The following is a 12,971-nucleotide window of genomic DNA, read 5'->3' as shown; positions in this document are numbered from 1 at the left end:
GGAATCTAATCCCCATCGTTGGCGTTGAAGCCGATCTGGATTCCCAGATGCCGAGCCAGGTCAGTCTGTTGCAGGTTTTCCAGTGCATCCAGATCCGCATACAGAGACTGCAGCTGTGGTTGGTTGGCCTTGTCCTGCACCATGTTCATCAACGGGGCAGGCAGGGCAGCCAGCTTGTCGCGCACACTTTTGTAGGCCGCATCGATATCCCCCACCAGCTTGGCATCACCCACCAGGGAACGGACCCGCTCCCACACCGCCTGGGCACCCTCCAGAGCGGCCAGCAGATTTTCCGTGGAATGACGGCTGCGCCAGGCTTCCGCCTGATAGGGCTGGGGGACACCGCTATTGAGCCGCCCCATGGGCGTGCCCAGCTTTTTCTTCAGGGTATCAACGCCGGTGACCTGAACACGCAGGATGCCACCCAGCGCCTCATCCGCATTGGCATAACGCCCATTGGGGAAGCTCGTGAGTGTCTCCAGCATCCCGTCGGGCTGCTGCCACAGGGCAAGCACCTCATTGGACAGGGCCAGCTGGTGACGAGCGATGCCCGTCAGCAAGGGGCAATAACGGCCCCGATTGTCACTGAGGGCCGCCTGCTCATCGAAAAGCACATATTCAAACGCGGTAAGCCCCTGCACCACCACACTGGCACCTTCCAGTTGCAGCTGAGTCAGATCGGCAAATTCATTCAGCAAGTCCTCGGTCTGGCGCGCCACCATGTTGCGTTTGTCCGGCCAGAACTGGACCTGCCAGCTGCGATTACCCTCGGACAACGGCCCCACCATCAATGGCTGCAGACGGGACCAGGCGCTCTGGGTCTGATGGAAGGCCTGCTCCAGGCTGGCCAGTGGCTGGTCGCCGCTGCACCAGGCACGGGTGCTATCGAGCAAGGCGGCATTGCGGCTTTGCCATTGCTGATGGGCGGGCAGCAGCACCTGATTGGCCAGTTGCACGGTGACCTCCTGGCGAGGATTGCTGCAAGCGGCCAGCATCAAGGTGGTAATCAGCACTATCAGGCGTTGCATGGGAACCTCAGGGTGAAAGCCTTACAGCGAATTCAGGAAAGCCAACAGGGCGGCGCGCTGTTCGGCATCAAAGTTAAGCACCGCGTCCCGGGAGCGGGCGGCTTCGCCACCGTGCCAGAGAATGGCTTCCATCAGGTTACGGGCCCGGCCGTCGTGGAGGAACTGGGTGTGCCCGTTCACCGCCTCGGTGAGGCCAATGCCCCACAGCGGCGGCGTTCGCCATTCCTGCCCGTTAGCCAGAAACTCCGGACGGCCGTCGGCCAGACCCGGGCCGACATCATGCAGTAACAGGTCGGTATAGGGGCGGATGGTCTGGCCGGCCAGCTCCGGTTCTGCGGCATCGGCGCCGGTGGTAAAGCTGGGCACATGGCAGCCCTGGCAATTGGCCTGGTGGAATAACGACTTGCCTTTGAGTACCTGCGGGTCATCCACATTGCGGCGGGCCGGGACCGCCAGATTGCGGGTATAGAACAGCACGCTGTCCATGATGCTGTCGCTGACTTCCACCTCACCGCCATTGGGCATGGCCAGGCAATCTGCCTGGCTGGGCGCGCAGGAATCCGTGGGTACCAGATGACTATTGAGCCCCATGTCGTTGGCAAAGGCTTCCGCATTCTGCTGTCGCAGGCTGGGCTGACCGGCCTTCCAGCCGAACCGGCCCATGGCCGTGGTGCCTGTGGCACGATCCCAGACCCGGTTGGCGCGGCCGCTGATACCATCACCGTCCTCGTCATGGGGATCGGCGTGGGCCAGCAGATCGGCGTCGGGAATCGCTTCCAGAAAGCCCAGGCCGATCATCGGCGGCGCAACGCGGGCGGAGTACAAGGTAGCGGGGTGCATGTCTCCATAAGCCAGATCGGAAAACGCCAGACGCGGTTTGCGCAGTTCCACCTGGTGACCATCGGCAAAGGTCATCGTCTGCGGCTCATAGCTGACCCGCACCCGACCTTCCGGTGACACCCCGGGGATGGCCGCATCCTGGAATTGGCCGCCGTAGTTGGGCTCTGGCACCAGACCGCTGCGGGTCAGGTCGTCGGTGGCACTGGCAGGCACCGACAGGCGTACCAGCATGGACACCGCCTGCTTGGCATCCGGGGCCGGCGGATGGCCACGACCATCCTTGATATGACAGTTCTGGCAGGCGTTGGTGTTGAACAGTGGGCCCAGGCCGTCCCGGGCATCGGTGGACGCCGGGGCAATCACCCAGGGGTTGCGAAAGAAACTGTTACCGACACTGAAGTCCAGCCGGCGCGATGGCGACAGGTTGGCCAGCGGCAGGGAAAAGGCGTTCTGGTCGGTCTTGGTAACCGTGCCCTCGCCGGCTGACAGGTGCTCGCCGGGTTCCGCTTCGGTAAAACTCGGGCCCTGGTCGCAGGCGGCGAGCAGGGTGGCCAGAGTCAGCAGGAGATAACGCAAGGTATGAATATCCTTCTGTCTTGATGCGCAGCCGCAGGCGCCACGCTTCCAGGGTCAGGAAGGGCAGCAGCCCTTCTCTGCCCTGTCGCTGTGAAACACGATGCTTCAGAAACTGTGATTGGCGGTATCCGGATTCAGGGCCTGAATATCCAGTACCAGGGCCGCCTTCTCGATGCGGGTGGTCTGTTCCACCAGGGCGTCAATAGCCCCGTTCACGATGGCCGCGCCTTCGGCATTGCCAGGCGCGATCAGTTGATCGAAATGCACGCCGCTGGCGGCACTATCGACCAATGCCTGCAAGGCCGCCTCACTGGCGTCCAGGTCGGCTTTCAGCGCCTCGTCCAGCTGCGGTTCGCTGGCAGCCACCAGATCACTGAGGGACGGGCCGCTGAGGGTGTCACCGTTTACCCGCTGGTACTCACCCAGATAGACATTCTCGATGCCCTTGGCGTTATAGAAGTGCGAGAAGTGCGTGTTGTCACTGAAGCAATCGTGCTCGTCTTCCGGCGAATGGGCGGCCAGGGCCACCTTCATGCGCTCACCGGCCAGCTCGCCCAGGGACAGGCTGCCCATCCCGAACAGCATCTTGCGCAGGCCGTTTTCCACACTGTCGGCCGCCAGTTCGGCGCGATAGTTGTCCTGGCCCGGCTGCCATTCAGCCACCATGGCTTCCAGATCACGGATCAACAGATCAGTGACCACGGTCAGGTAGTCGCGGCGACGGTCGTTGTGGCCCCCGGTGGCATTGTCGCCGATGGCAAAGTCCGTGGCCGGGCGTTCGCCGGCACCGGCATCGGTGCCATTCAAATCCTGGCCCCAGAGCAGAAATTCGATGGCGTGATAGCCGGTGGCCACATTCACCTCAGAGCCGCCCAGCTCGTTCAGGCTGGCCAGCAGATCGGCATTCAGCTCACTCAGATCCAGCTGCTGTTCGCCAATCTTCAACGACTGGCTGGCAATGATATTGGCGCGGGCGCCCGGGTTACCCATCACCGCCTGATAGTTGTCGTCCACGTAATCAATCAGGCCTTCATCCAGCGGCCAGGCATTCACCTGGCCTTCCCATTCATCCACCACGGCATTGCCGAACCGGAAGACTTCCGTCTGCATGTAGGGCACCCGGGCATCGCGCCAGGCCTGACGAGCCGCCGCCAGGGTCTGCTCATTGGGCTGCGCCAGCAAGGCGTCAATCTGCCCACGCAGCTCGCGAGCCTCGCTCAGGGCATCGCTGTAGGCAGCCAGCGCCAGATCGGCATAGTGGTTGATCACCAGCCGGGCACGGGCCTCGTCGTAGGACGGAGCCGGGGTGGCAGCGGGTTCATCACTGCAGGCAGAGAGCAGCAGAGAGGCCAGCAACAGGCCCCCGGTAGAGACGCGGGACAGCATGGAATTCCTCGAATATCGTGTAACGGCAAGTGAACAGGCGCCAGTCACAGGGGCACCCAAAAACGTCAGGACACAATAATGCGAATTATTCGCATTAATTTAAAGGGGCAAGGCAGCAAATTTGCTCTTTCATGGGGATTTTTTTTCATGCCCGGGGCGTTCACAGTAAATAAAAGCGGGATTAGTGGTGAACCGGGTTCACAAAGGGCCTAGAATACCGCCGCCCTCACCCTCAACACCTCCCTGCCGTGAGAGAGGCCCGTCATGAGCACCGTTTTACTGATCCTGGTCGCACTGGGTTTTCTGTCCATCGTCGTCGAAGACATGGTCCACATCGACAAGGCCAAGACCACTCTGTTCTTCGGCTCCCTGGCCTGGCTGCTGTATTTCATCGCCCCGCCGGCCCACCTGAGCCACCACGTCCTGATGGAACGGCTGGACGAAAACCTGCTGGATATCGCCACCCTGTGGCTGTTCCTGATGGCCGCCATGACCTTCGTCGCCTACTTGTCCGGCAAGGGCATTATCGACAGCATCGTCAACCGCCTGCTGCCCACCCGCATCAGCGAACGCAAGCTGATGCTGCTCACCGGCCTGTTCGCCTTCCTGTTCTCCTCCCTGGCAGACAACATCACCGCCACCCTGGTGTGCATTGCCGTGCTGATGAATTTGAAACTACCGGCGGAAAAGCTGCTGCGCTATGTGGTCCTGGTGGTGTTCTCGGTGAATGCGGGCGGTACTGCGCTGATCACCGGCGACGTCACCACGCTGATGATCTTTCTGGCGGACAAGGTGGAAATTCCCGACCTGCTTCTGCTCAGCCTGCCTGCCGCCGGTGCGGTTGCCGTACTGGCGGGCATGCTGTCGCTGGGGCTCAGCGGCGAGGTAGTGATCAAGAAACAGGAGACTGTCATTGATCGAGGCGACAAGGTCATTGCGGTGCTGTTCTTCGCCACCATTGTAGGCACCATTGGCGCCAACGTGGCGTTCGGCATTCCGCCGGTGCTGTGCTTCCTGTTCGGCCTGTCGCTGATGTTCCTGGTGGTGCAGTTCCTCAACAAGGACGAACCGGTACTGGAATATATCCGCAAGATCGAATTCGATACCTTGCTGTTTTTCCTGGGCGTTTTGCTGTTGGTGGGGATGCTCAAGGAACTGGGGATGCTGGCCTACTTCCCGGCGCTGTATGATCTGATGCCGCCGGTGGCCGCCAACTTCCTGGTGGGAATCGCCTCGGCCCTGTTCGACAACGTGCCCCTGACCGCAGCCCTGCTCAATTCCGGTATCGACATGACCTTGCCAGAATGGCTGTCACTGACTTATTCGGTGGGCGTGGGTGGCTCCCTGCTGGTGATCGGCTCCGCCGCCGGGGTGATCGCCATGAGCAAGGTGGAAGCGCTGACCTTCGTCAGCTACCTGCGCTATTTTCTTTATCTGCTGGTGGCCTACAGCGTGGGGTTTGTGGCCGTGTTGGGGCTGGGGCAATTGCTGGTGATGTAGGGAAATCTGTTTTACCACAGAGGGCACAGAGTTCACTGAGGGAAACCCCGTTTCTTCGAGGTAAATGTAGGGTGGGTTAGCCGTAGGCGTAACCCACCGATTGCGAGTTGCTTGTGGATTACGCCTACGGCTAATCCACCCTACACACAGAAAAAAGTGATGATTTTTACTCAGTGCACTCTGTGGTGAAACACGACGGCGGCGTTTGCGCACGGATAACCCGCCCCATCATGACAGGAGCCGGTCAATGGAGACCGGAGGGCGTGTTCTCTTCATGGCAAGGCGACACTGCCCGGCCTACATAGCGAACATTCAGTTGGCGCCATAAAGGTCGCTATTGAGATCTTTCAGGTCGCTATCCAGTTGCTGCCAGTTGCCCTGGCCATCGGCATCCATGTCGGCCAGCTCATGGTATTCATCAATACGCTGCTGCAAATCGGTGAGCACATCCTGCAGTGCCAACTGGTGGCGCTCCGCTTCTATGCTGGAATCCCCATTGGCACCGACACCCCGGGCTTCCAGCTGCTCCAGTTCCGCTTCCAGTTCATCCAGCTTGCCCTTGATGTCGGCAAGCATCTGCTTGGCATTTTCCATGATTATGACTCCTTGAAGTCGCTGCATGAATGCGGTTCCAGATTGGCCCGATTGTTCCCTCAGGGTCAAGACAGCACCCTGTAACGGTGTATTACGTAGGACAATCGGTCAGCGCAGACACCACAATTGTGGCTGCATCCCGGGTATTCCGTTACATTGCTGGAAATGATTTCACTGACAGGCCACGCAGGTAATGAAAAAAACCGCTGAACGAGCAGAACTGCTCAAGGACATGATTCAGGAAGCCATCGACGATGGCGCCACCACCGTGGAAGAGGTACACCAGCATATCGCCAGCCTGCCCTTCGACGCACTGGAAAAACTGGGATTGTTTGAAGAACGGGCCAGCAATCTGAAAGAGAAACAGCGCAAGACCATCGGCCTGGTGTACGACACCATTCGCAAGGTCAATCAGGAAGTGGGCTCACTGATTTCGGAACAGTTTGCGGCTCTGGAAGACGCCCGCACCGCCTCGCGCAATATGGACGACAAGGACGAGCAGGACGACTAGTTCGTCCTGCTGATCAGGAATGAACCCCACCCTCACTCTCTCTGTTCGTCTGACGCTGATTGTTGTTGCCGCCTTTCTCCATGGCTGCAACAGTTTCCACCCCGGTGAGCGGCTACACAGCGGCGCCCTCCCTCCCCCGACACAGGGGCCCCTGGTCGATGCCACGCAAGCCGCTCTTGGCGACCGCCGGCAAGATCATCAGTCCGGTTTCTATTTACTGCATGATGGCCTTTCCGCGTTTATTGCCCGGGTATCACTGATTGAAACCGCCCGCGCATCCCTGGACCTGCAGTACTACATCTTCAGTAACGACACCACTGGGCGAATCATTATCAGCCGGCTATTGGAAGCGGCAGACCGGGGCGTACGAGTGCGCGTGCTGGTGGATGATCTGGGCACCCGCGTGGACAACCCTCTGGTGGCCACCCTCCACGACCATCCCAACATCCAGATCCGCCTGTTCAATCCGGTCAAGGCCCGGGGCGGCCCCCTGCGGCTGATGGAAATGGCCTTCACTTTCGGGCGCACCAACCACCGCATGCACAACAAGTTGATGCTGGCTGATTCCCTGGTAATGATTGCCGGCGGTCGCAACCTGGGTGACGAATACTTTTCCAATACGCATCTGGATTTCCAGGATGTGGATGTGCTGACCACTGGGCCGGTGGTTCAGGCCGGCATGCAAAGTTTCGACGACTACTGGAACAGCGAGGCCTCTCTGCCGGTGGATCGGGTACTGGATGCAGAGAATTCGGACATGTCCCTGGCGCAAACGCGCGAGGCCCTGCACGCCTTCCTGGTCGAACAGCGTGACAGCGAGTTCGTCGATGCCCTGCGGGGCTCCAGCCTGGCTCGCAAACTGGTGGCCGGGGAAGTCCCCCTGGAATGGGGTACGGCAATCCTTTATGCCGACCCTCCGGGCAAGGCTCTCTCACATACCGACACACCGCGGGACACCTTCCTGGTGGAAGACCTCAAGAGAATGCTGGACAGCACCGAAGAGCGGCTGCAGATCAGTTCCGCGTATTTTGTGCCTGGCAAACGCGGTGTCGCCCTGTTTCGCGACAAGGAAGCCGCCGGCGTGGACATCAGCATTCTCACCAATTCCCTGAGTACCACCGATGTGGCCATCGTGCATAGTGGCTACTCGCGCTACCGCAAACCGCTGCTGGAAAGTGGCGTGGGCCTGTGGGAACTTCGCGCCGAAGCCGGGCAGCGTCAACGCATGCGCTGGTTCCAGGGGGAGTCCCGCGCCAGCTTGCACGCCAAGACCTTTGTCATTGACCACGACCGCAGCTTTATCGGCTCGGTCAACCTGGATGGCCGTTCGTTGATACAGAACACGGAAGTCGGTCTGCTGATTGAAAGCGAAGCGCTCAACCAGCAACTCAGCCAGTTGTTTGATCGCTGGGTCGCCGCCGATTCCGCCTGGCAACTTTCTCTCAATGAAGAACAAAAACTGCAATGGCAGGCAACGGATAACGGCGACGCCGTTATCCGTGAAAACGATCCGGAAACCTCTCGCTGGCAACGGTTTCGGGTCTGGCTATTGTCCTGGGTACCGATTGAGTCGCAGATTTAAACCGTACGCTCCGAAAACAGGCTGGCGCGCTGCCAAAAAAGAGCGGCTTACCTTTCATGGCTGAGTCTGGCCCATGCAGTATTCATCAAAGGCCGCCAGGCTGCGCTCAAAGCCTTTCTCTTGCGCCAATTCCCAGGGCCGCTCACAGGAATCGCTGGCCGGACACCACTGATACCCCGCCGAACCCAGGCAGCAATATTGGTCACGATCGCTACCCGGCATGGGCTGGCAGCCCGCGAGAAGCAGCATCACCGTTATTATCCGTGTTGTTTGCATTACCGGATTCTCCTCCAGCCGACAGGCTCCGATAGCGACTCGCCCCGCACACCAACGATAGCGGCGCAGCTCGCCACCCAAGCTGAACCCATTTCACCACCCCAACCTTGCCATCGCCAGCAGCGCGCAACCGACAGACGCATTATCATCCCCGCCCTTTCCCGATTAGAATGGCCGGCTCGCTCCAGAACACCCTGCAGTATGGATAACCAAGAGAATGCATAGGACGCACGCACCTTCACAATCCGGCCCCGCCGGCAGCCGCCTGGTGGCGCTGCTGACACAGCTGGATCGCAAGGCGGCCCGGGCCAGCCACGGTGATTTTGCCGAGCGTCTGGGGCGGCTGTTCGATCTGTCCGATGCCATCGCTCTGGACGGTGCCAATCAATACCGCCCCAAAGGTCCCTTCGAGGCCAGCCCGGACGCCGCCGAGCGCCTGCAGGCGGACCTATTGAAAAGCCGCGACGCCTTGCTGGCCCACCTGAGCCGCAGCTTCGCCGGGGAAAAAGCCGCCTCGGTGATTCCCCTGCCGCCGCTCAAGGACGACGCCCAGGCCGACAAACGCCCCACCTTTGGTGCCTACGAACGCTTCTATCAGGCCCATCAACGGCAGATGATTGCCGGGCTCAGCAACCTGCGCCAGCGGGCCCGCCGTATCCTCAGCGGCCACAGCCAGGCCATGGCCCGGCTGGCGGAACTGGATGCGGTATTTGAACAAAGCCTGAGCGGCTACGTGCGCCACTGCTTCGGCGCCCTGCCCGGTTTTCTGGAAAAACGCTATCACACACTCTGGGACACCCGTGATCCCTTTCATACCGTCGAAGACTGGCTCGCCCCACAGGGGTGGCTGAGCCAGTTCCGGCGTGAACTGCAACTGCTGTTACTTGCCGAGCTGGACGCCCGCCAGGAACCCATACTCGGCCTGCTGGACGCCCTTGTCGCCGATGCGACGGGCAACCAGTCCACCCATAACGAGGTAAGCAAGACCGTATGAGACGCTTTCTTTTTGCTGTCCCCTTTCTCCTCGGCGCCATTGCCGTGGTCTGGATCGCCGCCACCTTTCTGAGCAACCCGGTGGCCCTGACCGTGACCCTGATCATCGCCGCCGCCTATACCCTGGGCTTTGCCGAGTTGGTGCGCTTTCGCCGCACCACCGCCACCCTGGACCGGCAGCTCGATGACCTGCCGGAAAGCCGCGATGGCCTGACTCACTGGCTCAAGGCCCTGCCCGGCAGCCTGCGCCACGCGGTGCACCGCCGCATCGACGGCCACCCGGCGCCCCTGCCCGGCCCCCAGCTGACCCCCTACCTCACCGGCCTGCTGGTGATGCTGGGCCTGCTGGGTACCTTCGTGGGCATGATCGTCACCCTGCAAGGGGCCGCCACCGCCCTGGATGGCAGCAGCGAACTCACCGCCATCCGCAGCGCCCTGGCCGCCCCCATCGCCGGGCTCAGCCTGGCCTTCGGCACCTCCATTGCCGGTGTGGCCGCCTCTGCCATGCTGGGCCTCAGCGCCGCCCTGTGCCGCCGCGACCGCATGACCGTATCGCGCAAGCTGGACGACCGGGTGGACCTGGAACTGCATGCCTTCTCCCTGGATCACCAGCGTCAGTCCGCCTACACCGCCCTGCAGGATCAATCCCGCATCTTCCCGGAGCTGGTCGACGCCCTGCAGGGGCTCACCGGGCGCATGGAGCAGATGGGCGAACAGCTCAGCGAGTCCCTGACCCGCAACCAGCAGGATTTCCACCACACCCTCACCGACCAGTACCGCACCCTGGCGGATTCCGTCAGCCAGTCGCTGAAGGAAACCCTGGCGGACAGCAGCCGCCTGGCGGTGGAAAACATCCAGCCGATCATGAAGCAATCCCTGGCCGACCTGAGCCAGCAGGTGCAGGGCACCCACGAGAGCCTCAACGCCATTACCGAAAAGCAGCTTGCCACCCTCACCGAGCGGTTCCACCAGACCACCGAATCCGCTGCCCAACACTGGCAGCACGGGCTTGAGCAGCACCAGCAGACCAGCGCCCGGCTGGTCAACGATATCAGCACCTCCCTGGCCGCCCACCACGACCAGTTCCGGGACAACAGCAGCCAGCTGCTCGAACAGATGCGCAGCACCCAGGCAGAGCTGGGCAACGCCAGCGAACAGCAACTGGCAACCATCGCCGAGCAATTCCGCAGCGCCAGTGAGCAGGCTCTGCAACAGTGGCAACAGGGCCTGGCCGAGCAGAAAGACACCGGCCACAGCCTGCTGCAGGAAGTGCGCGAGACCCAGCAGCAGCTGGCCCGCACCAGCGAAGAGCAGCTCACCGCCGTCACCGGCCAGTTCCGTGAAGTCAGCGATCAGGCCGCCGCCCAGTGGCGCGACGGCATCGACGCGCAGCAGGCCTCCGGCACCACCCTGATCAGCGAACTGCGCAGCGCCCTGAGCGCGCACAACAGCCAGTTCCAGGACAGCGCCACCGGCCTGCTGGACGGCCAAAAAACCGGCCTGGAGACCCTGGTGACCACCGTGCGCGAGGAACTGATTGCCCTGCGTGACGCGGAAGCCGGCCGCAGCGAGGCCGCCAGCGAGCGCCTGGCACAGCTGGAAGGCACCGTCAGCGAGCACCTGGGCCGCCTGGGCACCGCCCTGGAAGCGCCCATGACCCGCCTGATCGAAACCGCCTCGGAAACTCCGAAAGCGGCCGCAGAAGTGATCAGCCGCCTGCGCGAGGAAATGACCCGCAGCAGCGAACGGGACAACGAGCTGCTGGAAGAGCGCCGCCGCATCATGGCCGAGCTGGACACCCTGCTCAGCGGTCAGCGCGATGCGGCTGGCGCCCAACGGGATGCCATCGAAACCCTGATCACCACCGCCAGCGACACCCTGACCCAGGTCAGCGACACCTTCGCCCAGCAGGTCAGCGCACAGAGCGAGCAGCTCGACCAGGTGGCCGGCGATGTGTCCGGTAGCGCCGCCGAAGTGGCCAGCCTCAGCGATGCCTTCGCCACCGCCGTGCAGGTGTTCAGCGACGCCAACGACAAGCTGCTGGACAACCTGCAACAGGTGGAAAGTCGTCTGGAACAGTCCTCCGCCCGGGCCGACGAACAGCTCAACTACTACGTGGAGCAGGCCCGCGAGGTAATCGAACTGAGCATGGCCTCGCAGAAGGAAGTGATCGACGCCCTCGGTACGCTCAATAACGCCAACAGCGGCGCCAACGGCAACGACGCCCACAGCGAAGAACGCCCGACCAGCGAGGTCAACTGATGGACGATCTTCACGACAGCGACAGCTCATCCGTCTGGGCCATCTTCTCCGATCTGATGGCTGCCCTGGTGGGCATTCTGGTGCTGGTGCTGGTGTGGGTCATCGGCATCCAGCTGGAGCTGAGCCAGTCACTGGAAGAGGAAAAGGCCCGGCGGGTGGCCGAAGAGCAGCGCCGCCAGGCCCTGGAAGAGGCGCTGGCCGACCCCCTGGCCAGTGGCCGGGTCACCTTCCGCGATGGCCGCATCGGCATCAGCGGCAGCGTGTTATTCCAGCTCAACTCGGACCAGCTACAGCCGGAGGGCGAGGAACTGCTGCGCGATCTGGCCAAGCCGCTGCAGGTGTTTCTCGACCAGCACGACGAACTACTGATGGTCAGCGGCTTCACCGATGATCTGCCGATTCAGCGTGGCAACCGCCGTTATCAGGACAACTGGGGCCTGTCTGCCCAGCGGGCACTCACCGTAACGCGCACCCTGATCAACCAGGGCATGCCCGCTGACCAGGTGTTCGCCGCCGCCTTCGGCCCCCACCAGCCGGTGGTGCCCAACGACAGCGATACCACCCGGGCCCAGAACCGCCGGGTAGAACTGACCACCGTGCCCCGCCAGGGCGCCAAGGTCAGTACCGCCCAGCATGCCAGCCAGGCAGAAGGAGCCGACGGCAATGGCTGATGCTCCTAGCCTCAACACGCCCTCGCTCAGTGCCATGACCGAACAGCTGGCGAGCCTGCGCGATCAGGGCGCAGCCCGCTTTGCCCCGGTTCGCTTTCGCTACCTGGAAGCCCAGGCCGAGCGTCTTGGCACCCTGACACGTGTCAGCCCCACGCCGCTGACACGGCTGGCCACAGCGCTGGAAGAGTTTCAGCAAGCGTTTCAGGCCGAGAGTGCCCGGGTGGATGCGCAACTGGCCGAGGAGGCGCTGAGTGAGCCCGTGGCCGCCATGCGGGAGAAAGGGGATCTGAAAGCACTGCTGCGCCATCTGCGCGCCCGTCAACGGCAGCAAGACCCTTCTGCGTTTGCCGCCCTGCACGCCTGCTATGCCAACCAGACACCACAGGAAGACGACGACCACAGAGACCCGATGACCGCCCTGCTACGCCAGCAGGAACAGAGCGTACTGGCCCGGCACGGCATCACTACTCCGGCAACGCCGACAGACAATAGCGGCCCACGGGAGCTGAAAGCCCTGCGTCAGGTCCGCGCCACACAGCAAAGTCAGCGCAAACGCCAACGCATCGCTCAGGCTATCCATCAGACCCCCAGCGACGCCGGCCCGCTCAATTCCCACCGTCTGGTCACAAGCGCCCTGGAAACCCTGCGCGATCTTTCCCCCGCCTATCTGGATCACCTGGTCACCCAGGTGGATACCCTGATGTGGCTGGAGAAACTGGCCAAGCAGCGGCGTCCCTCCTGACCGCCGCTCA

The 12,971-nt window shown here is 62.1% G+C and carries 12 protein-coding genes; 7 read left to right on the top strand and 5 right to left on the bottom strand.

Features of this window, described 5'->3' with window-relative positions; all coding sequences use genetic code 11:
• Positions 1 to 5: 5 nt before the first annotated feature.
• From Q0Y02_RS05910 to Q0Y02_RS05900, 3 genes are all read right to left on the bottom strand, one after another.
• The gene (locus Q0Y02_RS05910; protein ID WP_297765752.1) at positions 6 to 1,028 is read right to left on the bottom strand and encodes an imelysin family protein; all 1,023 of its coding nucleotides are present in this window, start codon (positions 1,026 to 1,028) and stop codon (positions 6 to 8) included.
• A gap of 21 nt (positions 1,029 to 1,049) precedes the next feature.
• A complete protein-coding gene (locus Q0Y02_RS05905) occupies positions 1,050 to 2,444 on the bottom strand; it encodes a di-heme oxidoredictase family protein (protein WP_297765749.1) in 1,395 nt (464 codons plus the stop codon).
• Positions 2,445 to 2,549: 105 nt separating this feature from the next.
• Complete coding sequence (locus tag Q0Y02_RS05900; protein ID WP_297765745.1) at positions 2,550 to 3,830, bottom strand: imelysin family protein; 1,281 nt, start codon at positions 3,828 to 3,830, stop codon at positions 2,550 to 2,552.
• A gap of 264 nt (positions 3,831 to 4,094) precedes the next feature.
• Between Q0Y02_RS05900 and nhaD the strand changes: the two genes are divergently transcribed.
• Positions 4,095 to 5,330 (top strand): sodium:proton antiporter NhaD, encoded by a 1,236-nt coding sequence (nhaD, locus tag Q0Y02_RS05895; protein ID WP_297765742.1) that lies wholly within the window; start codon positions 4,095 to 4,097, stop codon positions 5,328 to 5,330.
• A gap of 312 nt (positions 5,331 to 5,642) precedes the next feature.
• Here nhaD and Q0Y02_RS05890 read toward each other — a convergent pair whose 3' ends face one another.
• Positions 5,643 to 5,924, bottom strand: a complete 282-nt coding sequence (locus tag Q0Y02_RS05890) for a hypothetical protein (protein WP_297765739.1) — start codon at positions 5,922 to 5,924, stop codon at positions 5,643 to 5,645.
• A 193-nt stretch (positions 5,925 to 6,117) separates the two neighbouring features.
• On the opposite strand from Q0Y02_RS05890, the gene Q0Y02_RS05885 reads away from it, so the two are divergent.
• Both Q0Y02_RS05885 and Q0Y02_RS05880 read left to right on the top strand, forming a co-directional pair.
• Positions 6,118 to 6,435 (top strand): hypothetical protein, encoded by a 318-nt coding sequence (locus tag Q0Y02_RS05885; RefSeq protein WP_297765735.1) that lies wholly within the window; start codon positions 6,118 to 6,120, stop codon positions 6,433 to 6,435.
• 19 nt (positions 6,436 to 6,454) lie between these two features.
• Positions 6,455 to 8,017 (top strand): phospholipase D family protein, encoded by a 1,563-nt coding sequence (locus Q0Y02_RS05880; protein WP_297765733.1) that lies wholly within the window; start codon positions 6,455 to 6,457, stop codon positions 8,015 to 8,017.
• A 54-nt stretch (positions 8,018 to 8,071) separates the two neighbouring features.
• Here Q0Y02_RS05880 and Q0Y02_RS05875 read toward each other — a convergent pair whose 3' ends face one another.
• Positions 8,072 to 8,266, bottom strand: coding sequence for a hypothetical protein (locus tag Q0Y02_RS05875; RefSeq protein WP_297766142.1), 195 nt, complete (start codon positions 8,264 to 8,266; stop codon positions 8,072 to 8,074).
• A gap of 244 nt (positions 8,267 to 8,510) precedes the next feature.
• On the opposite strand from Q0Y02_RS05875, the gene Q0Y02_RS05870 reads away from it, so the two are divergent.
• The 4 genes from Q0Y02_RS05870 to Q0Y02_RS05855 are packed head-to-tail and all read left to right on the top strand — an operon-like array spanning position 8,511 to position 12,961.
• Entirely contained in the window at positions 8,511 to 9,287 is a 777-nt protein-coding gene (locus Q0Y02_RS05870) for a DUF3348 family protein (RefSeq protein WP_297765731.1), read from the top strand.
• On the top strand, positions 9,284 to 11,548 hold the full coding sequence (locus Q0Y02_RS05865; protein WP_297765728.1) for a DUF802 domain-containing protein: 2,265 nt from the start codon (positions 9,284 to 9,286) through the stop codon (positions 11,546 to 11,548). The genes Q0Y02_RS05870 and Q0Y02_RS05865 overlap by 4 nt, the downstream gene beginning before the upstream one ends.
• Positions 11,548 to 12,219 (top strand): OmpA family protein, encoded by a 672-nt coding sequence (locus tag Q0Y02_RS05860; RefSeq protein ID WP_272997207.1) that lies wholly within the window; start codon positions 11,548 to 11,550, stop codon positions 12,217 to 12,219. The genes Q0Y02_RS05865 and Q0Y02_RS05860 overlap by 1 nt, the downstream gene beginning before the upstream one ends.
• Positions 12,212 to 12,961 (top strand): DUF2894 domain-containing protein, encoded by a 750-nt coding sequence (locus Q0Y02_RS05855; protein ID WP_297765721.1) that lies wholly within the window; start codon positions 12,212 to 12,214, stop codon positions 12,959 to 12,961. Before Q0Y02_RS05860 ends, Q0Y02_RS05855 begins: the two co-directional genes overlap by 8 nt.
• The last annotated feature ends 10 nt before the right edge of the window (positions 12,962 to 12,971 follow it).

The sequence above is a fragment of the uncultured Alcanivorax sp. genome (genome assembly GCF_947258575.1).
GTDB lineage: Bacteria > Pseudomonadota > Gammaproteobacteria > Pseudomonadales > Alcanivoracaceae > Alcanivorax.
This window is presented reverse-complemented; position numbering and strand designations above follow the sequence as displayed.

Excerpts from the sequence above, each read along its gene's own strand:
- Q0Y02_RS05860 (WP_272997207.1), top strand. The coding sequence starts at position 11,548 with ATGGACGATCTTCACGACAGCGACAGCTCATCCGTCTGGGCCATCTTC.
- Q0Y02_RS05875 (WP_297766142.1), bottom strand. The coding sequence starts at position 8,266 with ATGCTGCTTCTCGCGGGCTGCCAGCCCATGCCGGGTAGCGATCGTGAC.
- Q0Y02_RS05890 (WP_297765739.1), bottom strand. The coding sequence starts at position 5,924 with ATGGAAAATGCCAAGCAGATGCTTGCCGACATCAAGGGCAAGCTGGAT.
- Q0Y02_RS05865 (WP_297765728.1), top strand. The coding sequence starts at position 9,284 with ATGAGACGCTTTCTTTTTGCTGTCCCCTTTCTCCTCGGCGCCATTGCC.
- Q0Y02_RS05870 (WP_297765731.1), top strand. The coding sequence starts at position 8,511 with ATGCATAGGACGCACGCACCTTCACAATCCGGCCCCGCCGGCAGCCGC.
- nhaD (WP_297765742.1), top strand. The coding sequence starts at position 4,095 with ATGAGCACCGTTTTACTGATCCTGGTCGCACTGGGTTTTCTGTCCATC.
- Q0Y02_RS05900 (WP_297765745.1), bottom strand. The coding sequence starts at position 3,830 with ATGCTGTCCCGCGTCTCTACCGGGGGCCTGTTGCTGGCCTCTCTGCTG.
- Q0Y02_RS05855 (WP_297765721.1), top strand. The coding sequence starts at position 12,212 with ATGGCTGATGCTCCTAGCCTCAACACGCCCTCGCTCAGTGCCATGACC.
- Q0Y02_RS05885 (WP_297765735.1), top strand. The coding sequence starts at position 6,118 with ATGAAAAAAACCGCTGAACGAGCAGAACTGCTCAAGGACATGATTCAG.
- Q0Y02_RS05910 (WP_297765752.1), bottom strand. The coding sequence starts at position 1,028 with ATGCAACGCCTGATAGTGCTGATTACCACCTTGATGCTGGCCGCTTGC.
- Q0Y02_RS05880 (WP_297765733.1), top strand. The coding sequence starts at position 6,455 with ATGAACCCCACCCTCACTCTCTCTGTTCGTCTGACGCTGATTGTTGTT.